Here is a 20,040-nt window from a genome sequence, read left to right as displayed (position 1 = left end):
AAATTATTCTGCTGGTTTATCTGGAGCAGGTAACTGATTTGTCTCGGCAGGCATACTGACGCTTTCAATCGTCAGCTTCACTTCCGGCGTCATCAGGTTGCTTAGCATATTGTAAACTTCCAGCGTATGTTCCTGCACCGCATCGCCAATATCGTTGATATAGCCTTCTTCGCGCAGAGTTGCAACCAGCGTGGAGAATACGGCCTTATCAAAGAATTCCGGCGCGTTAATACCATGCAGTACGGAAAGACGCTGCGCCATGATGCGACTCTCTTTCTCCAGCGCGCCCCGATTGATGCTTGGGTTTGCGCTGAGCAAAGAGAGCGTAATTGCGTAGCGTTGCAGAGTTTCACGCACGCCAGCGGCCAGCAGCTGCAACGGACGAATACGCGCTGGATTCAACACTAATTCATCGCCTTTATCGCAAATCAACTGTTGGCGCGCCAGTTCGTTAACCAGCGTATCCAGCGTTGGCGCAAGTTCTTCCTTGGTATAATGCAGGAAAAGCTCGGCTTTCAGCATTGGGTAAATCATACCGATCTTGCGTAATAACTCGGAACGAGTAATACGGCGATGGTACATCACCATGCTAGCAATCAGTGAAGGCAGCATCAGCAAGTGCTGAATATTATTACGGTAGTAAGTCATTAACACCGCCTGCTCACGTGGCAGGATTATGATGTCACCGATGTTGTCTTTCTCTACCTCGAACTTATTCATTTTCAACGCGTGGTTCAGCAACTCTTCCGGCGTTTTATCCGGTACGGTCACATCTTTGGCGTAAGGCACATTGCGTAGCAGTTGCAGGTAGCAATCGAGTTGCTCCAACAGTTGCTCGCGAGTCAATGAACGCTGACGCGATGCCAGCAGCGCGGTAGAACATAAGTTCATTGCGTTAGCCGCTGCGGCATTATTGATACGAACCATAATTTTAGCGGCTAAATCGTTAACCGCCGGAGTCAGCCAACTTGGGCGCTGAGCTTCGATTGGATCGATAGCATCACGCCAGTCTGGCACGTTGTTGTTGAGATAAGTAGTCAATGGCAAAGGTTCGCCAAAGTTCACATAGCCCTGACCCAAATTGCGAAGTTTGCGCAGACCGCGCAGCATTTGCATCAGGCTTTCTTTCTCTTTGGTCGCGCCGCGCAGTTCTTTGGCGTATGTCCCAACTTCCATTACGTGCTCGTAACCGATGTAAATTGGCACCAGAGTAATAGGGCGGGAGCCGCCGCGTAGCATGGCCTGTATTGTCATCGACAGGGTGCCAGTTTTGGGTTCCAGCAGCCGACCGGTGCGTGAACGGCCACCTTCCACAAAGTATTCAACGGAATAACCACGGGTGAATAGCTCACCTAGGTATTCACGGAACACGGTGGAATACAGCTTGTTGCCCTTAAAGGTACGGCGAATAAAGAAGGCACCTAAACGACGGAAAATCGGGCCAGCCGGCCAGAAGTTCAGGTTGATACCGGCAGCAATATGCGGCGGTACCAGGCCTTGATGATAAAGCACGTAGGACAGCAACAGATAGTCCATGTGGCTACGATGGCAGGGGACATACACGATTTCGTGGCCATCTTGTGCCAATTGGCGCACGCGCTCGGCGTTATGAACATTGATGCCCTGATACAGACGGTTCCAGGTCCAACTCAACACGCGATCGGATAAACGCACGGCTTCATAAGAGAAGTTTGCCGCAATCTCTTCCATCAAATTGATGGCATTTTGCTGCGCTTTTTCGTGGGAAATTTTCTTGGTACGCGCTTCATCAGCCACCGCTTTTTCGATAGCTTTTGACGCCAGCAGCTTTTTAAATAGCTCCTGACGTGCCGGCAGACTTGGGCCAACGGCAGCTAAACGCTGACGAGAGAAGTGCATACGCGCGACTCTGGCCAGCTTATGGGCGATGGTTTTGTCAGTGCCGTGCTCACTGGCCATGCGGCGCAGGGAAACGGTAGTCGAGAATCGCACAAAGCTATCGCGACCCAGCCACAGTACGGCAAAGAATTTTTGTACGCCGTTCAGTACGCGCAGATGTGGTGTACCGTGACCTTCCCGGCCCGGAGAGCGGCCAAACATTACTGATACCGGTAGCATCTGAATATCCAGCTCAGGATTATTGCGATGCAGATCCAGATAATCGTGGAATAATTTTACCGATTCCTGCTTCGGGGCATAATAGCGAAATACCCGTGGGCCATTATCGATGAAAACGTGACTTGGCAGCTGTGCACCGTCTATTTCCAGTGGAATCAACGGATCGGGAAGATCTTGTGCCAGGCACTGCGCTCGCAATGTCAGCAAATCAGCCTTAGAGTTATAAGGTAAAACATACAAAATTGGACGTGACGGGTCTAACCCCAGTTCAGTCACAGGATCTGCGGGGATTACCTTGCTTTTTACCAACAATTTAAGTGGTAAATTCAGTAACTTATAATATATTTTACGCCAACCTGACATAACAACGTGAAGCCTCTTGTTAGCAATTCGCCGCAAGGATACCAGAAACTCGTTTTGAGATCTGTGGTGATCAGACTGATGGAAGCAGCGAAACTATTATCAATCCAATAAAAAGGTACATAACTCATGGCTAATCAATCAACAGGACTAACCCGTATCTATAAAGCGGCAGGTTATTCTGTGAAAGGGTTAACCGCTGCTTGGAAAAATGAAGCCGCTTTCCGGCAGGAGGCCGTGGTGGCCGTCATCGCTATCATACTGGCCTTCTGGCTTGATGTGGGAGTCATAGAGCGAATTTTATTGATCGGATCTGTCGTCTTGGTGGTGGTGGTTGAAATTATCAACAGTGCGATTGAAGCGGTTGTTGACCGGATTGGCAGCGAGCTGCATGACCTTTCAGGTCGGGCAAAGGATATGGGGTCCGCCGCAGTGCTCATCACTATCCTGCTGGCGGTATTTATTTGGGCTACTGTGCTGTGGCAATACTTGAATTTGGCATAGTTCAGGGAAAGAGCAAATAGTGGTGAAGAACAATACAGCCATTAATCCCTGTTTTTATTCACTCTTCGGTTCCCAATAGGGGTTTGGCTGTATATACTCACAGCTAAACTGTATAAACAAACAGGGGGCGGAATGAAAGCACTTACTACCAGACAGCAACAGGTCTACGACTTGGTTCGCGATCACATCTCGCAAACGGGCATGCCACCGACACGTGCCGAGATCGCGCAGCGTCTGGGGTTCCGTTCGCCTAATGCCGCAGAAGAGCATCTAAAGGCGTTGGCGCGTAAAGGGGTGATTGAGATCGTCTCCGGCGCTTCTCGTGGTATTCGCCTATTAATGGAAGACGAAGAAGGCCTGCCGCTGATTGGCCGGGTTGCTGCGGGCGAACCGCTGTTAGCGCAGCAGCATATTGAAGGTCACTATAAAGTTGATCCTTCGCTGTTTAAGCCTAATGCTGATTTTCTGCTGCGGGTAAACGGTATGTCTATGAGAGATATCGGTATTCTGGACGGTGATTTGCTTGCGGTTCATAAAACTCAGGATGTGCGCAATGGGCAGGTTGTGGTGGCGCGTATTGATGATGAAGTTACTGTTAAGCGTCTGAAAAAACAAGGTAATATTGTTCAGTTGCTGCCTGAAAACAGTGAATTTCAGCCCATCGTCGTCGATCTGCGCGAGCAAACATTTACTATCGAAGGTTTAGCCGTTGGCGTTATCCGCAATGGCGACTGGATTTAACGAACCACGTATTCCTACCTGCGGTAGTTAGCGTTAATAGCAATTGATTTTATCCCTTAAATAAAGCCCCTTCATTGGGGTTTTATTATGTGTGCTACGACTCAAATAATCCTGTATCTCATCAGAAATGAAGGCATATATATTGGTTAATCACTCACATGACAGTGTTTTAGTAATATTGAGAACTATCCGATAATAACGAGTTACTTGCTGATTTAAATACAGAATAATATGAGGTTTTCTTAGCCTGCCTACTATTTCATTACTATTCCATAGTACTAATTTAGCCATCGGCAGAATGCTCTGCTATAGTTATTTCACGGTAAGAATAAGACAACGATTCAATTTAAGATTGTCTTATTAATTTACTGGTAATTATATTAGCCTATATATTAATAGGAATTAAATAAACTGAGCTAACAAAAGTTAACGGAGATATTATGAATAAAGATCAAGCCGACGGTAACTGGAAGCAGTTTAAAGGGAAAATTAAAGAGAAATGGGGCAAGCTGACGGATGATGACCTGAAGGTGATAGAAGGGAAACGCGAACAGCTGGTAGGTAAAATTCAGGAAAAATACGGTTATCAGAAGGAAGCTGCGGAAAAAGAAGTGAAAGCTTGGGAAGATCATACCAAATATCGCTGGTAACCTGAGTTGGTATTAATATATGAATATAAAACTTACCTCCCTCCACGGTGTTATTAAATGTGTCGATATTTTATAAATAGAGTTATTTATTAAAATATAATTTAATATCATCAAGTTTACATGTTTTATATTAAGATGTTGCAAGCACAAGGAGGTGCTGACACTTCCAGTGTTGGTTATAATTAATGTCAATCAATACAATGTTAATTAATACAGTGAGTCATGACGACAAACCATTTTTTATTTTATTTCTGCCGCCGTATGACGACAGAAATGATTTCTGCACCAGGGGTTACTTTTCCAAGGTTACTTTCTTTTTGCCACTAGACTATGGTCGTGATCGCAATGTTCATGGCTATCACAGGCTTCGACTTCGCCGCACGTGGCGCAAAGGCCGTGAGCCTCTACCACGCTGTGACGCAGCGCAAAACCTGATTGTTTCGCCAGCAAAGCTAAGGCTTCTTCAATACCAACGGTGGTTTTTTCCGTTACCAAACCGCAGCGATCGCAAATAAACAGCGCTGAGGTGTGCAGCGGCTCCTCAAAATGATGGCACAGCACATAGCTGTTTGCCGACTCAACTTTGTGTATAAATCCTTGTTCTAAAAGAAAATCCAAAGCGCGATAGACGGTTGGCGGCTTAGCCTGAGGCTCGGAAACCCGCAATAAATCCAGCAGATCATAAGCGCTGATTGCGCCCGGTTGCTGTGCCATCAGACGCAAAACTTCCAAACGTTGCGGAGTCAGCCGTACATTTCGTTGTTTACACAGGCTTTCGGCCTGAGCAAGCAGCTTTTCTTGGTTGATTGAAGTCATGATAATCGTCCCGCAACATTATTATTTGTGCAATTTTAACATATCTCCGCGTGATCGCCGATAGGCGCCGTGAGTTACCTCTATCCGCGTCACATTTCCGCATAGATCAATAGGTTAAGTCGTAAGATTATTGCGCTGGAATGCGTCCTTAGGTTCTATGGTATAATCCCGCATTCCAGCCCACTGATGATTTGCTATGCAACCAAAACAGCGGGAATTGACGTAATAACAACCGATGAAACTCACCGCACATGCACGAAAATCAGACTGTATCTAACGCCCAAACTGGTCATTCAGGCTACCCATTACAACGTTTCTCCGTCGCGCCGATGCTCGATTGGACGGATCGTCACTGCCGCTATTTCCACCGTTTGCTGACCAAACAGGCGCTGCTTTACACGGAAATGGTCACCACTGGTGCCATTATCCACGGCAAGGCTGATTATCTGGCTTACAGTGAGCAAGATCATCCGGTAGCGCTACAATTGGGCGGCAGCGATCCGCAGGCGTTAGCCCATTGCGCGAAACTAGCGGAACAGCGTGGTTATAACGAAATTAATCTGAATGTTGGTTGCCCTTCCGATCGGGTGCAAAACGGTCGCTTTGGTGCCTGTTTGATGGGGGAAGCGGAGCTGGTTGCCGATTGTGTTAAAGCGATGCGCGATGTGGTTTCCATACCGGTAACGGTTAAAACCCGAATCGGCATTGACGATCAGGACAGCTACGAGTTTTTGTGTGATTTCGTGCAGAAAGTCTCAGAGCAGGGCGGTTGCGATATGTTTACTATTCATGCGCGTAAAGCCTGGCTATCCGGTTTGAGTCCGAAGGAAAATCGTGAAGTGCCACCTCTGGATTATCCGCGAGTTTATCAGCTAAAGCGTGATTTCCCCGAGTTGACCATCGCCATCAACGGCGGCGTGAAAACCTTGGATGAAGCGAAAGAACACCTCAAATATCTCGATGGCGTGATGATTGGCCGCGAGGCATATCAAAATCCGAGTATTTTGACGCAGGTAGACCGCGAACTCTTCGATCCACAGGCGGCGATTACGGATAGTGTAGCGGCGGTAGAGGCTCTCTATCCCTACATTGAGCAAGAATTAGCGCGTGGGGCTTATTTAGGCCATATCACCCGACATATTCTGGGCATCTTCCAGGGCATTCCCGGTGCGCGTCAGTGGCGCCGCCATTTAAGCGAGAATGCTCATAAGCCTGGCGCCGATGTTTCCGTGGTAGAGAAAGCCTTATCATTAGTGAAACAGCCTCAACATAATTCACTATAAGTTAGTCAAAATGACCAAGCCCGTTATGTTCTTTAGCGGGCTACAATTGTTCATCTCTATTTAATTCAGTCAATTAGCCCTTATCTATAAGCTGGCACGCTTCTTGTAATACCCAATCAGCATTATCCAATATTTTGGATGATAACAATTATTGAGGAGCCAACCATGTTAGAGATTTTCTTTGTTATCGGTTTTTTCATCATGCTGATGGTGACCGGTATTTCCCTGCTGGGCATTTTAGGTGCTTTGCTGGTTGCGGCTGCTTTTATGATGGTCGGTGGGTTATTTGTGATGATGATTAAGTTATTACCGTGGCTGATTTTAGCCGTTGCGATTGTATGGATCTGGCGCGCTATGCAGAATCCGACTATTCGTCGCTACTAATATAATTGATGGAATATCGATCGGCTTCTGTCGGCTAAATGGCAGAAAGAACAAAATGTTAAGATAAGTTTTTCTTGTGTAAACCACATGAAATAAATGCAACTGAAGAAAAGTTGAACAGAGGTTTTGCGGTTGTGATCACAGCTTGAAACATTTATCCGCTAATTTGCGGTTAAAGCGTTTTTTTTGCCTGAACTGGCTGCTAGGATGCGAATCGATAGTTTCTTGTATCAATATTTTCATCTTCGCCGGGAATAACAATAGTGGCATAAGCCGCACTCTTTTCCGTCGGAATACACTGCTGTACCCCTACACTGTATCAATGCGTTATAAAAAAGGGTTCCTTTGCGGGAACCCTTTTTTACTGGCTGAAATCAGGATAATTGCCGAAAATAAACGTCAGTTAATCGTTAGTTTCCAGGAATGAGAAGGCTGGAGCCGGTGGTTTTCCTGCCTTCCAGCATCAGGTGCGCCCGTTGGGCTTGACTCAGTGGAAACTTCTGCTCTGGTGCTACATCGACGTTAATCGCGCCGCAGGCAATCAGTGAGAATAGCTCGCTGCTGGCCTGCTCAAGTTCCTGCCGATTGGTAACATACCAATTTAGCGATGGCCGAGTAACATAAAGTCCGCCTTTCTGGTTGAGAATACCTAAATCCACGCCGGTAACCGGGCCGGAAGCGTTACCGAAACTTACGAGTAAGCCGCGCTTTTGCAGGCTGCTGAGTGAATCAATCCAAGTGCTTTTTCCGACGGAATCATAAACAACCTTTACTTTTTCCCCTTGAGTCAGCTCGATAACCCGTTGCGAGATATTTTCTTTAGCGTAGTTTATTGTGGCCCAGGCTCCTGCCGCTTTTGCCAACTCGGCTTTTTCGTCAGAGCCTACGGTTCCAATCAGTCTGGCTCCCAGCGCTTTTGCCCATTGGCAGGCAATCAGCCCGACGCCACCGGCGGCAGCGTGAAACAGGAAGGTTTCTCCTGGTTTGATTTCGTAGGTTTGACGTAGCAAATATTGCACCGTCAACCCTTTCAGAAATGAGGCCGCTGCTTGCTCAAAAGAAATGTTATCTGGCAACAGAGCGATCTTTTCGGCTGGAACATTATGAATTTCACTGTAAGCACCAAGGGCTGATTGTGCATACACCACGCGATCACCTACTTTTAAAGTGCTCACCGCCGAACCGACCTTTTTGATAACTCCCGCCCCTTCGGTTCCCAAGCTGCTTGGAAGCTGGGCTGGCGGGTATAAACCGCTGCGGATGTAGGTATCAATATAGTTAATGCCGATGGCTTTATTTTCCACCTGCACCTCATGTTCTTCCGGATCCTTTGGCGTAAAATCAATATATTGCAACACATCGGGACCGCCGGTTGTGGAAAACTGAATACGCTTGGCCATGTGAAATCCTCATAATGGAAGTCATTTAACCCTACAGCTAAGATGTTGGCGGTTCCACCTTTATAACCATGAGGCTAATACCGATATGCGATAGCTAATTCAACGGGTATATAATTACTCGCTGCCTATCATCGCGTATACTGGGTCGTTATATTTTCTATTCTCAACCGGGTAAAGAACACTCTTCATGGCAGGAAAAAAACCAACCAACAATACGACAGAGCCACGAGACCGCCAGATGGAAGGGCTGAAACTCCCGCCTCATTCGCTGGAGGCAGAGCAGTCCGTGTTGGGCGGTTTGATGCTGGATAACGAACGCTGGGACAACGTTTCCGAACGAGTTACCAGCAACGATTTCTTCAGTCGCCCTCATCGCCGGATCTTTACTGAAATGCAACGCTTGCTGGAAATGAGCAAGCCGATCGACTTGATCACTCTTTCCGAATCATTGGAACAGAAAGGGGATCTGGAGTCCGTCGGCGGTTTTGCTTATCTGGCCGAGTTGTCAAAAAATACGCCAAGTGCGGCGAACATCGGCGCTTATGCCGATATTGTTCGTGAACGTGCAGTAGTACGCGAAATGATTTCGGTCGCAAACGAGATCGCTGATGCCGGTTACGATCCTCAAGGGCGTACCAGTGAAGATCTACTGGATCTGGCCGAATCCAAGGTATTCCAGATTGCGGAAAACCGCGTCAATAAAGATGAAGGTCCGAAAAGTATCGACCGGATTCTGGAAGATACCGTTGCGCGTATTGAGCAACTTTATCAGCGCCCGCATGATGGCGTGACCGGCGTTTCTACCGGCTATCAGGATTTGGATAAGAAAACCGCGGGTTTACAGAAATCAGATTTGATCATCGTGGCGGCGCGTCCGTCGATGGGTAAAACCACTTTCGCCATGAACCTTTGCGAAAACGCGGCAATGATGCAGGACAAACCGGTGCTTATCTTCAGTCTGGAGATGCCCGGAAACCAGATTATGATGCGTATGCTCGCGTCCCTGTCTCGCGTCGATCAAACCCGCATTCGTACCGGTCAGTTGGATGATGAGGATTGGGCGCGTATTTCCAGCACCATGGGTATTCTGCTGGAAAAACGCAATATGTATATTGATGACTCTTCGGGCCTGACGCCGACGGAAGTGCGCTCGCGAGCGCGGCGAATTTACCGTGAAAACGGTGGCCTGAGCATGATTATGATCGACTACCTGCAATTGATGCGGGTACCTGCGCTTTCTGATAACCGTACTTTGGAAATTGCGGAAATTTCTCGCTCCCTCAAGGCGTTGGCGAAAGAACTACAGGTACCGGTGGTGGCGCTTTCTCAGCTTAACCGAAGCCTGGAGCAGCGTGCCGATAAGCGGCCGGTGAACTCCGACTTACGTGAATCTGGCTCGATTGAGCAGGATGCCGACTTGATCATGTTTATTTATCGCGATGAGGTTTATCACGAAAATAGCGATATGAAGGGCATCGCAGAAATCATTTTGGGTAAACAACGTAATGGTCCGATCGGTTCGGTTCGTTTGACCTTCAACGGTCAGTGGTCGCGCTTTGATAATTATGCCGGTCCGCAATACGACGACGAATAATCCCCAGCGAATCTGGAGTTTTAAGGTAGTTAGTTAACGTTCATTTACATGAATTTCTTGCTTAATTCAGCTTATTGGGTGGTTCGTCTTCAATTGAGCTGAAGCTCCAATTTTCTTGGGTACATATTGATAATTAAGGATAGAAAATGAAAGCGGCAACCGCAGTAATCGACCGCCGCGCTCTGCGACATAACTTGCAACAGGTTCGGCGTCTGGCGCCGCAAAGCCGCCTGATTGCCGTTGTGAAAGCAAACGCTTATGGCCACGGGCTGTTAGAAACTGCGCGCACGTTACAAGATGCTGATTGTTATGGCGTCGCTCGTATCGGAGAGGCACTTATGCTGCGCTCCGGCGGGATCGTGAAACCTATCTTATTGCTGGAAGGTTTCTTTTCCGCTGAGGATTTACCGGTATTAGTGGTCAATCATATCGAAACGGCCATCCACAGCGTTGAGCAATTGGAAGCATTAGAACAGGCAGATTTACCTTATCCGATTAATGTCTGGATGAAACTGGATACCGGAATGCATCGTCTGGGTGTGCGTCCGGAGGAGGCCGAAGCGTTTTATCAGCGCCTGAGCGCTTGCTCGAATGTGGTTCAGCCGGTGAATATTATGAGCCACTTTAGCCGCGCAGATGAACCGGAAGTCTCGGCAACAACACTGCAAATTCAGTGCATTGATGAGTTTGCCACTGGGAAACCGGGTAAACAGTCAATTGCTGCGTCCGGCGGAATCTTGCTGTGGCCGGAATCCCATCGCGATTGGGTTCGCCCAGGCATTATATTGTATGGTGTTTCCCCGATGGAGCAGAAAACCGGAGCCGATTTTGGTCTGCAACCGGTGATGACGCTGAAATCCAGTCTGATTGCGGTACGCGAGCATAAAACCGGTGAACCGGTTGGCTACGGTGGAACCTGGATCAGCCCGCGGGATACGCGTTTAGGCGTAGTGGCGATGGGCTACGGCGATGGCTATCCGCGAAGCGCGCCGTCCGGCACGCCGGTGTGGGTGAATGGTCGCGAAGTGCCGCTCGTTGGACGAGTTTCTATGGATATGATTTCTGTCGATCTCGGCCCGGATTCTAGGGATAAAGTGGGTGATGAAGTGGAGCTATGGGGAGCGGATTTGCCAGTGGAAAAAGTGGCTATCGCTACCGGTATCAGCGCTTATGAATTGATTACCAAACTAACGTCTCGCGTATCAATGGAATATATCGGCGAATAGTTTCACCGAGCATGATTTAGCAAGTCATCTGAAGGCGCGGCATAGCGATATGTGCGCCTTTTTCGTTTTAGTCAGAGCCGAATACCTCACTGATTATTATTTTCTCATTCCTGAGTTTTTTAGAGAGAGAATCCTAATAATTACATTATAAAACATGAGGTAAAGTTATTTATTACTTTCAGTAAACGCTTTTATTCCTGAGTAGCCTGGCAGGGTAAGTTAGTGCTATTTTGGTTGCACCTAATTAAGGAGAGTAATGCCGTGTTCCAGAATGTAGATGCCTATGCAGGTGATCCCATCCTTTCGCTGATGGAAAGTTTTAAAGCCGATACCAGAGAGCATAAAGTTAACCTGAGTATTGGGCTTTATTACGATGCTCAGGGTGTGATCCCGCAATTGCAGGCGGTAGCCACAGCGGAAGCGCAAATGAGCGCTCAGCCACAGGCTGCGTCGGTCTATTTACCGATGGAAGGTTTGCAGGCTTATCGTTCTGCTATTCAGCATTTGCTGTTTGGGCAAGATCACCCGATGCTGGAACAAAGTCGTATAGCCACTATTCAAACCGTAGGGGGGTCTGGCGCGTTGAATGTAGGGGCTGATTTCCTGTACCACTACTTCCCGGATTCTCAAGTGTGGGTCAGCGATCCAACCTGGGAAAATCATATTGCAATTTTCAGCGGTGCGGGTTTTAAGGTGAACACCTATCCGTACTTTGATAATGAAAAGTTAGCCGTTAATTTCGAGGCAATGTCGGCCACTTTGCAGCAGTTACCGGCAAGAAGCATTGTGCTGTTACATCCGTGCTGCCATAACCCGACCGGCTCGGATCTGACTAACGATCAGTGGGATCAGATCATCAGGATCGCCAAAGAACGGGAATTGATCCCATTCCTCGATATTGCTTATCAAGGTTTTGGTGCTGGTCTGAATGAAGATGCCTATGCCATTCGCCAGATGGCCGCGGAAGGTTTGCCGTGTTTAGTCAGCAACTCTTTTTCTAAAATTTTCTCAATGTACGGCGAGCGTGTTGGCGGCTTATCCGTGGTATGTGAAAGCGAAGAAGCCGCAGGCCGCGTGTTGGGGCAGCTCAAAGCTACTGTTCGGCGCAACTATTCCAGCCCACCGAACTTTGGTGCGCAGGTTGTGGCTAAGGTCTTGAATGACGAAGAATTAAGCAGCCAGTGGCGCAATGAAGTCGAGCAAATGCGCACCCGTATTCTGGAAATGCGTAACACTCTGGTCGCGGCACTGAAAGTAGCGCTGCCGCAGCGTAACTTCGATTATTTGCTGACTCAACGCGGCATGTTTAGCTATACCGGTTTTACTGAACAGCAGGTGGATCGTCTGCGAGAAGAATTCGGTGTTTACCTGATCGCGAGTGGCCGTGTGTGCATGGCTGGGGTTAATCACCAAAATGTTCAGCAGGTAGCCGCTGCGTTTGCCGCCGTGCAGTAAATCCGTTTTGTTTAAATACTCAACAGATGGCGAGTGAATTTTCGCTGATCTGATCTGATTGTGTTGGGTACCTAAGGGCGATAGAGATATCGCCCTTTTCTATTGAGGAACAGAAGGTGATGGCCTATTCCTGATGCGTGGGTTGTGGTGGGATGATTAAAGAATATACTGATAGTAGGTGTCATCATTAATGTCAGGAATGTCAGGGCTATCTATCGATCACAGTAAATCTCACGGCATTACTGCATGATCAGAAAACCGGATAGCGAAAATCTAACGCTCTCTGGCTACTATTCTGAGGAAATCCGTCTTTGGAATAGTCGGTTTTTATGGCTGAATGCGGCCAGATAACAGGAGATAAGCGAATGAATAATTCGACATTACTCGAATACTGTATGTCTAAACCGGGAGCGGAACAAAGCGATCATGAAGAGTGGCAGGCGAATCAGATTAAGGTTGGCGATGTGATGTTTGCCATGGTTAGCGAGGTACGGGGGCGTCCTGCTATTTCATTGAAAAGTAGTCCGGAATTAGCAGAACAACTGCGTGGAAAGCATCCGGAGATCGTGCCGAGTGATCACTTGAATAAAGCGCACTGGAACACGGTGTTTCTGGATGGAAAGCTGCCAAATTCTCAATTCTATGCGTTGATTGATGGCTCTTATCAATTGGTATTACAAGGTTTATCGGAACAGATTCGGCAAGAATTACGCGCTTGATCTTAGAGAGTCAGCAGAGCGGGAGGCGATGAACTCGCCCCCCGATAGCACGTTTTATTGCGCTTTTATTTACGCGTCAAAAGTGGCTTCAGGAAACGCGCGGTATGAGAAGCTTCGCACTCAGCAACGGTTTCCGGTGTACCTGATACTAAAATCTCACCGCCGCCGCTGCCCCCTTCCGGGCCGAGATCCACAATCCAGTCTGCGGTTTTAATCACGTCCAGATTATGCTCAATTACCACGATGGTATTGCCCTGATCGCGCAGCTGGTGTAATACCGCCAACAATTGCTGAATATCGGCAAAATGCAGGCCGGTAGTCGGTTCATCAAGAATATACAGGGTTTGCCCTGTGCCACGTTTGGATAGCTCGCGCGACAGTTTCACGCGCTGCGCTTCACCGCCGGACAGCGTCGTCGCTGATTGCCCCAGACAAATATAGGATAGCCCAACGTCAATAAGGGTTTGCAGCTTACGCGCCAGCGCAGGTACCGCATCAAAGAATTCCCGCGCTTCTTCGATGGTCATTTCCAATACTTCGTGAATGTTTTTGCCTTTGTATTTCACTTCCAGCGTTTCACGGTTATAGCGTTTACCTTTGCACTGATCGCAAGGGACGTAAATATCTGGCAGGAAGTGCATTTCCACCTTAATTACGCCATCGCCCTGGCAGGCTTCGCAGCGCCCACCTTTCACGTTAAAGCTGAAACGGCCTGGGTTATAGCCGCGGGTGCGAGATTCAGGAACCCCGGCGAATAATTCGCGCACAGGCGTAAAGATACCGGTATAGGTTGCCGGGTTGGAACGTGGAGTCCGGCCAATAGGACTTTGATCGATATCTATGACTTTATCGAAATGTTCCAAACCCTGAATATCACGGTATGGTGCTGGTTCGGTAATGGTAGCGCCGTTTAATTGACGCTGTGCAATGGAATACAAAGTGTCGTTAATCAGCGTTGATTTGCCCGAACCGGATACGCCGGTAATACAGCTAAACAGGCCAACCGGCAGAGTTAAGGTCACGTCTTTCAGGTTGTTGCCGGTAGCGCCGATTAGCTTCAACACCTTACTCGGATCGCCGGGAACACGCTGCGCTGGAACCGCAATTTCCCGCTTTCCGCTAAGGAACTGGCCGGTTAAGGATTCTGGAGCCGCCATAATGTCATCGACGGTTCCTTCTGCCACCACTTGCCCACCGTGAACGCCAGCGCCTGGGCCGATATCAATCACATGATCTGCGGCGCGAATCGCATCTTCGTCATGCTCGACCACAATGACGGTATTGCCCAGATTGCGCAGGTGAATCAATGTTTCCAGCAGGCGCTCGTTGTCCCGCTGATGCAAGCCGATGGACGGCTCATCCAGCACATACATGACCCCGACTAAACCGGCTCCAATCTGGCTAGCTAGGCGAATTCGCTGGGCTTCGCCGCCGGATAGCGTATCGGCGGAACGCGATAAGGAAAGGTAGTTCAGACCGACGTTGACCAAAAACTTCAGCCGGTCGCCGATCTCTTTCAGGACTTTTTCCGCAATTTGGGCGCGTTGGCCGCTTAGTTTCATATTCTGGAAGAAGGTCAGAGCGTGGCCGATGCTTAATTCGGAAATTTCCGGCAGCGTGGTGTTTTCCACAAACACATAGCGCGCTTCTCTACGTAAGCGAGTACCGTGGCAAGAAGCACAGGAGCGGTTGCTGATAAATTTCGCCAGTTCTTCCCGAACTGCGCTGGATTCCGTTTCTTTATAACGGCGTTCCATGTTGTGTAACACGCCTTCAAACGGATGACGGCGTACCGTGGTATCGCCACGATCGTTCATGTATTTGAATTCGATGCTTTCTTTGCCGGAGCCGTACAGCACTGCTTTTTGCGTTTCCGCGCTCAGGGAATTGAACGGGGCTTCAATATCAAATTTATAGTGCTCTGCCAGTGAACGCAGCATCTGGAAATAATAGAAATTGCGGCGATCCCAACCGCGAATTGCACCACCAGCCAGCGAGAGCTCAGGGTTTTGTAGCACGCGATCCGGATCGAAGAATTGTTGTACGCCTAAGCCATCACAGGTCGGGCAAGCACCGGCCGGGTTGTTAAAGGAGAACAGGCGCGGTTCCAGCTCGCTCATGCTGTAGCCACAGATTGGGCAGGCAAAATTGGCGGAGAACAGCAGTTCTTCGGCGTTTGCATCGTCCATATCGGCCACGATCGCGGTGCCGCCGGATAGCTCTAGCGCCGTTTCAAAGGATTCTGCCAGACGCTGAGCCAGATCTTCCCGCACTTTAAAACGATCCACGACCACTTCAATGGTGTGCTTTTTCTGTAGTTCCAGCTTCGGCGGATCGGAAAGATCGCAAACCTCGCCGTCGATGCGCGCGCGGATATAGCCTTGTGTCGCCAGGTTTTCCAGCGTTTTGGTGTGTTCGCCTTTGCGATCCTGCACCACCGGAGCCAGTAACATCAGACGACGACCTTCCGGCTGTGCCAGCACGTTATCAACCATTTGGCTGACGGTCTGTGCCGCCAGCGGAACATCATGATCCGGACAGCGCGGCTCCCCAACACGAGCGAACAGCAGGCGCAGGTAATCGTGAATTTCGGTAATGGTTCCGACAGTGGAACGCGGGTTATGAGACGTAGATTTTTGTTCGATAGAAATGGCCGGAGACAGACCTTCGATATGGTCAACGTCCGGTTTTTCCATCAATGACAGAAACTGGCGCGCATAGGCGGAAAGAGACTCAACGTAACGGCGCTGGCCTTCGGCATATAAGGTATCAAACGCCAGTGAAGACTTACCAGAGCCAGACAGGCCGGTGACAACAATCAGTTTGTCGCGCGGGATAATCAGGTTGATATTCTTGAGATTATGGGTGCGAGCGCCCCGAACTTCGATATTATCCATACAAACATTTCCCGGATTAAACTGAGCCTCTCACCGTGTCCTTTATTGCGCAGCCTAATGTAAAAAATGCACTTTGCAACGCCAGAAAAAGGACACGGCCAGTACGAAACGGATAATTATGACACAAAAAAACCTGAATGAATATCCAGTATATGGCTGCAATTCAGGCTGATTGTTTTGCTAAACTGGAATGTGTCCCGCAGTAACGATCGGCAGTGCCGTTTAGGCTCTAGCGTGTTAAACTTACTCGTTTATACTGTACAAATTTACTTCATCAGGAGAGTTCACATGGCCAGCAGAGGCGTAAACAAAGTGATTTTGGTCGGGAATTTGGGCCAAGACCCGGAAGTCCGTTACATGCCGAACGGTGGGGCAGTTGCCAACATCACACTGGCCACCTCCGAAAGCTGGCGTGACAAGCAAACCGGCGAGCAGAAAGAGAAAACCGAGTGGCATCGCGTAGTGCTGTTCGGCAAGCTGGCAGAAGTGGCTGGTGAATATCTGCGTAAAGGTTCACAGGTTTATATCGAAGGCGCACTGCAAACTCGCAAATGGCAGGATCAAAGCGGCCAGGAACGTTACACCACGGAAGTGGTTGTTAACGTTGGCGGCACCATGCAAATGCTGGGTGGTCGTCAAGGCGGCGGTGCTCCTGCTGGCGGCGCGCAGGGTGGTTCCAACGATGGCGCACAGGGCGGTTGGGGTCAGCCTCAGCAACCTCAGGGTGGCAATCAGTTCAGCGGCGGCCAGGCTCCACGTCAGGCGCAGTCTGCTCCAGCGCCACAGCAGCAGGGCGGCAACGAGCCACCAATGGATTTTGATGACGATATCCCGTTCTGATCCTCGGGTTCTTATCGGCGTCATCTAAACACAGATAAAACATCAAAGCCCAGCGTAATCGCTGGGTTTTTTCGTTTCTGGCAGTTGCAATCGGATACGGGCTTTGACTGAAATGCCGCAATACGCTTTCACTTTTTTTAGAGTCTTGGTTTTGGCGCTAGAGGTTACGGGCAGATTACAGGCGTACCGGGGAGATGAATTGGCCTTCAAAGACTAATTCATCCTCTTTTTGAGAAACCGGCAATTATTTCTCTTTTTTGGCGGTTTGGAGATGACGGATCAAATCATCAATGCAGTTATTGGCAAGCATTTCTACGGCTTCGCTACGGGTGGATTCGATCAATCGGGACAGTTTATCTATTTTACGTAAGATAGATCCTTTGAGCGAAAGCGACACCGCTCGCTTTTTATCCTTATCAAGAAACACTCGACTAACCACCTCGTTGTTTTTTGACTCCGCGTGGGCGGTTAGTACTTTGGCCATACTACGTAAGGCTTTTTTATCCAGATTCCCGGGGCTAACCAGCTGATAAGAATGAGTGGCTTTGCTGTACTTTATTTCAGCTGAATAGGATTCACGCAGTTCTTTTAGCGCGCGGGTCAGCGTAGGCTCTGAACAATCAAGGGACGAAATAATTCGAATGGCAGAGACTGGTTTTCCCGAACCCAGAATATTTGCCAGTGTGAAGATTCGAGCCTGTTTTGTGCTGAGTTGCATAGTTAGTTACCGCCTGCATTCATGGTCAAGAATTCTATTGCCGGGAAGATAAAGACGGTGGACATCTTCCTGATAACCAGATGGTTTCCCGTTATCTTGCTGATGCATTTGGTTAATCCTGAGATGTTCACCGCTTCAAAGAGTAGTGCATAAATGACGACTCCGGCCAGCCTCAACAGATAATCCTGTTTCGAGCCAAGATGGTTTCCCCTGTTTTTTTGTGCCACAGGAGGCCAACCAACTCGGTATTTTCGATCTTTGCGGCGTGTATAATATCAGGAAGATCCTAAATTTAAGATAAATCAGTATGCTGTTCCCTTCAGCTGTTCTGAGTCACGGTCATGAGACGTACGCCGTCTTGCCCCGGTTCCGCACTAATACCATAAACCTGAGCGCGAGCGAGGATACCGGAGGCCCAGCGACGGTGGGTTGCGGGTTCACACATTGATCCCTGAGATTTAAATACGGCCTGGGTTGAGTTCAGGATACGTAATGCATCGGCATAATCCGTGGGTGATACCATTAAGGCCTGTTCTATCTTACTGATTTGATTAGGATGAATGGCTGTTTTCCCAACCAGACCGTGAGCCATATCAAGAGCCAGCTCTTTATTCATCACCTGATGGTCATCAATGTGTTCGCAGACCGGCGCTGTTAGGGCAAAATCCCGCGAGGAAAAAACGGCCACCAGCATCTTAATCACATAACCCATAGGGCCGTCGTACAAAGTGAAATCACGCGTTCGTCGCAAAGAAATCACATTCATCAGATCGTTGCCCCCAATACGCAAAGCAATAATACGCTGATGGCAAGGATGAGCTTGTAGCTCACTGGCAAGCTGGCGCATTTGAACGACGTCGAAAACCTCTTCGGTTTCGAGCGTGGGCATCATGCATAAATGGCTATCTCGTATGATTGCCCACCACTCGGGCAATGACGCCAAAGTGAATTTAGGCAATACCAACCCATCGATCGGGCTGAGATCCAGACTTTCCGTTAGCCATTGCCCCATTTCAATATGCCTTGGGCGAATGAAAACCAGCGGCCAATGGCTATTGCCATCAGTAGCCTTGGCCTGAGCGAGAACCGCTAGCAGCTCACGTAAATTGATTAAAGCCGTGGGAATATCAGCTTCGTTTACCGCATCTTCCAGACAGATAACCAGCGAGCGTAACCCACTAATTTTGTTATGTAAGATGGCCTCGGCAATGTCTGTGCGGGTAGCAGGCATATACAATGTCGCGCCCAAATGCCAAGGGGAGAGCCGTTTGTTCATCAGAGTACCTTTTTAATGATTGTGACTGCGCGGTATTGACCAATCTCGTCACCGACTTCGGTAATGGTTATTCCTTTCTCGCGGGCGAGATAAACCAGCAAAGCGACATCAGGGTCATTGACGGAGCGCACCAGAACATGATCAGGCACACGACGTAATACAGCGCGCGTGGCTTCGGCAATGCCGGGCTTAATACGGTTGACGCTGGAAATCTGATATTTTTCTGCCAGCGCACTGATAACTTGTGCGCTGCGCTGCTTTAGATAGGTTTTTTGCTGAGAATCCCAATCGCTGGCGGGGATGGCGGCAAGATCTAAGGTCTGGCGAGATGCCGCTACGGTATTCACCAGCTTACGGCTACATTCATATTGGCTGAGGTGATCGCATTGAACGCAGCCGTGCAGCCCTTCTGCCGACCAGATCGAGCGAGAGATTAAGCCGGAAACCGGTGCGCCCATGATGCCGAAAGGAATCAACCAATCGTCGTCGCTGGCGGCAAGCCACGAACATCCGCAGGGATCGGCCAGCACCACTAAACGAGGCTGTTCTGGATAGCCTGGCCGATCTTTTAGCGAACGCACTAACTCGCCGGTAATCGCTCCTTTCCCCGTCCAACCATCAATAAAAACAATGCCTTCGGTACCGTGGCGAGCTTCAATCCAATCTAACGCAACGGTATCAATACCGCGGTCGCGGATAATACTAATGCCGTAATGATGAGATTCCTTTCCCATTGCCCGCAGCGTTTGGTGGAGCATAACGCCCAGAGGGACACCTGCCCGCACCAGGCTGGTTAATACAATCGGCGTATCGCCGAAACGTTGAATCAAGGCCTTAGCCAGCATCACCACTTCTTTGGCAAGACGATCTGCGCCGTTATCGAGAGCGCGGGTGAATAAATCTAAGTGCCAAGAGGTTGGCTCCGGTTCCTGACTCAGCATTTCCGAATAGTGGCGTGCGCCAGACTGAATCAACCGTTCTTTTTGTTCCACCGGTGTCATTTCGATTTCGACCGGTTTCAGCAGGAAATGAACGTCTTCCGGTAGATAGGAACCGGAAAAAGGGATGAAATCATGCATA

17 protein-coding genes are annotated in these 20,040 nt (G+C 48.9%); 10 read left to right on the top strand and 7 right to left on the bottom strand.

What is annotated here, in order from left to right:
* Positions 1-3: 3 nt before the first annotated feature.
* Complete coding sequence (gene plsB / locus PL78_RS11005; RefSeq protein WP_064515510.1) at positions 4-2,460, bottom strand: glycerol-3-phosphate 1-O-acyltransferase PlsB; 2,457 nt, start codon at positions 2,458-2,460, stop codon at positions 4-6.
* Positions 2,461-2,586: 126 nt separating this feature from the next.
* On the opposite strand from plsB, the gene PL78_RS11000 reads away from it, so the two are divergent.
* From PL78_RS11000 to PL78_RS10990, 3 genes are all read left to right on the top strand, one after another.
* Positions 2,587-2,961 carry a diacylglycerol kinase gene (locus tag PL78_RS11000; protein WP_064515508.1) on the top strand — a complete coding sequence of 125 codons (375 nt, stop codon included), beginning with the start codon at positions 2,587-2,589 and terminating at the stop codon, positions 2,959-2,961.
* A 132-nt stretch (positions 2,962-3,093) separates the two neighbouring features.
* Positions 3,094-3,702: a transcriptional repressor LexA gene (gene lexA / locus PL78_RS10995; RefSeq protein ID WP_049598050.1), complete on the top strand. Its 609-nt coding sequence runs from the start codon at positions 3,094-3,096 to the stop codon at positions 3,700-3,702.
* A 440-nt stretch (positions 3,703-4,142) separates the two neighbouring features.
* Positions 4,143-4,352 (top strand): CsbD family protein, encoded by a 210-nt coding sequence (locus PL78_RS10990; protein WP_049598049.1) that lies wholly within the window; start codon positions 4,143-4,145, stop codon positions 4,350-4,352.
* 306 nt (positions 4,353-4,658) lie between these two features.
* Here PL78_RS10990 and zur read toward each other — a convergent pair whose 3' ends face one another.
* Complete coding sequence (zur, locus tag PL78_RS10985) at positions 4,659-5,168, bottom strand: zinc uptake transcriptional repressor Zur (protein WP_064515506.1); 510 nt, start codon at positions 5,166-5,168, stop codon at positions 4,659-4,661.
* 251 nt (positions 5,169-5,419) lie between these two features.
* On the opposite strand from zur, the gene dusA reads away from it, so the two are divergent.
* Both dusA and pspG read left to right on the top strand, forming a co-directional pair.
* Positions 5,420-6,451, top strand: a complete 1,032-nt coding sequence (gene dusA / locus PL78_RS10980) for a tRNA dihydrouridine(20/20a) synthase DusA (RefSeq protein WP_064515504.1) — start codon at positions 5,420-5,422, stop codon at positions 6,449-6,451.
* Between the two features lie 165 nt (positions 6,452-6,616).
* On the top strand, positions 6,617-6,835 hold the full coding sequence (gene pspG, locus PL78_RS10975) for an envelope stress response protein PspG (protein ID WP_064515502.1): 219 nt from the start codon (positions 6,617-6,619) through the stop codon (positions 6,833-6,835).
* Between the two features lie 410 nt (positions 6,836-7,245).
* On the opposite strand, the gene PL78_RS10970 is transcribed toward pspG, so the two are convergent.
* The gene (locus tag PL78_RS10970) at positions 7,246-8,235 is read right to left on the bottom strand and encodes a quinone oxidoreductase (RefSeq protein WP_064515500.1); all 990 of its coding nucleotides are present in this window, start codon (positions 8,233-8,235) and stop codon (positions 7,246-7,248) included.
* A gap of 187 nt (positions 8,236-8,422) precedes the next feature.
* Between PL78_RS10970 and dnaB the strand changes: the two genes are divergently transcribed.
* The 4 genes from dnaB (at position 8,423) to PL78_RS10950 (ending at position 13,229) form a co-directional block, all read left to right on the top strand.
* A complete protein-coding gene (dnaB, locus tag PL78_RS10965) occupies positions 8,423-9,829 on the top strand; it encodes a replicative DNA helicase (protein WP_049598040.1) in 1,407 nt (468 codons plus the stop codon).
* Between the two features lie 146 nt (positions 9,830-9,975).
* Positions 9,976-11,055, top strand: a complete 1,080-nt coding sequence (gene alr / locus PL78_RS10960; protein ID WP_064515499.1) for an alanine racemase — start codon at positions 9,976-9,978, stop codon at positions 11,053-11,055.
* Positions 11,056-11,316: 261 nt separating this feature from the next.
* Positions 11,317-12,510, top strand: coding sequence for an amino acid aminotransferase (locus tag PL78_RS10955; protein WP_064515497.1), 1,194 nt, complete (start codon positions 11,317-11,319; stop codon positions 12,508-12,510).
* A gap of 365 nt (positions 12,511-12,875) precedes the next feature.
* Positions 12,876-13,229 carry an MmcQ/YjbR family DNA-binding protein gene (locus PL78_RS10950; RefSeq protein WP_064515496.1) on the top strand — a complete coding sequence of 118 codons (354 nt, stop codon included), beginning with the start codon at positions 12,876-12,878 and terminating at the stop codon, positions 13,227-13,229.
* A 65-nt stretch (positions 13,230-13,294) separates the two neighbouring features.
* Here PL78_RS10950 and uvrA read toward each other — a convergent pair whose 3' ends face one another.
* Positions 13,295-16,126: an excinuclease ABC subunit UvrA gene (gene uvrA / locus PL78_RS10945; RefSeq protein WP_064515494.1), complete on the bottom strand. Its 2,832-nt coding sequence runs from the start codon at positions 16,124-16,126 to the stop codon at positions 13,295-13,297.
* A 288-nt stretch (positions 16,127-16,414) separates the two neighbouring features.
* Here uvrA and ssb1 point away from each other — a divergent pair, with 288 nt between their 5' ends.
* Complete coding sequence (gene ssb1, locus PL78_RS10940; protein ID WP_049598032.1) at positions 16,415-16,966, top strand: single-stranded DNA-binding protein SSB1; 552 nt, start codon at positions 16,415-16,417, stop codon at positions 16,964-16,966.
* 244 nt (positions 16,967-17,210) lie between these two features.
* Here the strand turns inward: ssb1 and PL78_RS10935 are convergent, their stop codons facing one another.
* The 3 genes from PL78_RS10935 to PL78_RS10920 all read right to left on the bottom strand — a co-directional run bounded on the left by PL78_RS10935 (position 17,211) and on the right by PL78_RS10920 (position 20,039).
* Positions 17,211-17,684 (bottom strand): hypothetical protein, encoded by a 474-nt coding sequence (locus PL78_RS10935; protein ID WP_064515492.1) that lies wholly within the window; start codon positions 17,682-17,684, stop codon positions 17,211-17,213.
* Positions 17,685-18,003: 319 nt separating this feature from the next.
* On the bottom strand, positions 18,004-18,960 hold the full coding sequence (locus tag PL78_RS10925) for an HpcH/HpaI aldolase/citrate lyase family protein (RefSeq protein ID WP_064515488.1): 957 nt from the start codon (positions 18,958-18,960) through the stop codon (positions 18,004-18,006).
* Positions 18,960-20,039: a cysteine protease StiP family protein gene (locus PL78_RS10920; RefSeq protein ID WP_064515486.1), complete on the bottom strand. Its 1,080-nt coding sequence runs from the start codon at positions 20,037-20,039 to the stop codon at positions 18,960-18,962. The genes PL78_RS10925 and PL78_RS10920 overlap by 1 nt, the downstream gene beginning before the upstream one ends.
* Between the last annotated feature and the right edge of the window lies 1 nt (position 20,040).

The organism is Yersinia entomophaga, assembly GCF_001656035.1.
Lineage (GTDB): Bacteria > Pseudomonadota > Gammaproteobacteria > Enterobacterales > Enterobacteriaceae > Yersinia > Yersinia entomophaga.
This window is presented reverse-complemented; position numbering and strand designations above follow the sequence as displayed.

Excerpts from the sequence above, each read along its gene's own strand:
- alr (WP_064515499.1), top strand. The coding sequence starts at position 9,976 with ATGAAAGCGGCAACCGCAGTAATCGACCGCCGCGCTCTGCGACATAAC.
- dnaB (WP_049598040.1), top strand. The coding sequence starts at position 8,423 with ATGGCAGGAAAAAAACCAACCAACAATACGACAGAGCCACGAGACCGC.
- uvrA (WP_064515494.1), bottom strand. The coding sequence starts at position 16,126 with ATGGATAATATCGAAGTTCGGGGCGCTCGCACCCATAATCTCAAGAAT.
- plsB (WP_064515510.1), bottom strand. The coding sequence starts at position 2,460 with ATGTCAGGTTGGCGTAAAATATATTATAAGTTACTGAATTTACCACTT.
- PL78_RS10925 (WP_064515488.1), bottom strand. The coding sequence starts at position 18,960 with ATGAACAAACGGCTCTCCCCTTGGCATTTGGGCGCGACATTGTATATG.
- PL78_RS10970 (WP_064515500.1), bottom strand. The coding sequence starts at position 8,235 with ATGGCCAAGCGTATTCAGTTTTCCACAACCGGCGGTCCCGATGTGTTG.
- ssb1 (WP_049598032.1), top strand. The coding sequence starts at position 16,415 with ATGGCCAGCAGAGGCGTAAACAAAGTGATTTTGGTCGGGAATTTGGGC.
- lexA (WP_049598050.1), top strand. The coding sequence starts at position 3,094 with ATGAAAGCACTTACTACCAGACAGCAACAGGTCTACGACTTGGTTCGC.
- PL78_RS10950 (WP_064515496.1), top strand. The coding sequence starts at position 12,876 with ATGAATAATTCGACATTACTCGAATACTGTATGTCTAAACCGGGAGCG.
- PL78_RS10920 (WP_064515486.1), bottom strand. The coding sequence starts at position 20,039 with ATGCATGATTTCATCCCTTTTTCCGGTTCCTATCTACCGGAAGACGTT.
- zur (WP_064515506.1), bottom strand. The coding sequence starts at position 5,168 with ATGACTTCAATCAACCAAGAAAAGCTGCTTGCTCAGGCCGAAAGCCTG.
- PL78_RS11000 (WP_064515508.1), top strand. The coding sequence starts at position 2,587 with ATGGCTAATCAATCAACAGGACTAACCCGTATCTATAAAGCGGCAGGT.
- dusA (WP_064515504.1), top strand. The coding sequence starts at position 5,420 with ATGCACGAAAATCAGACTGTATCTAACGCCCAAACTGGTCATTCAGGC.
- pspG (WP_064515502.1), top strand. The coding sequence starts at position 6,617 with ATGTTAGAGATTTTCTTTGTTATCGGTTTTTTCATCATGCTGATGGTG.
- PL78_RS10990 (WP_049598049.1), top strand. The coding sequence starts at position 4,143 with ATGAATAAAGATCAAGCCGACGGTAACTGGAAGCAGTTTAAAGGGAAA.
- PL78_RS10935 (WP_064515492.1), bottom strand. The coding sequence starts at position 17,684 with ATGCAACTCAGCACAAAACAGGCTCGAATCTTCACACTGGCAAATATT.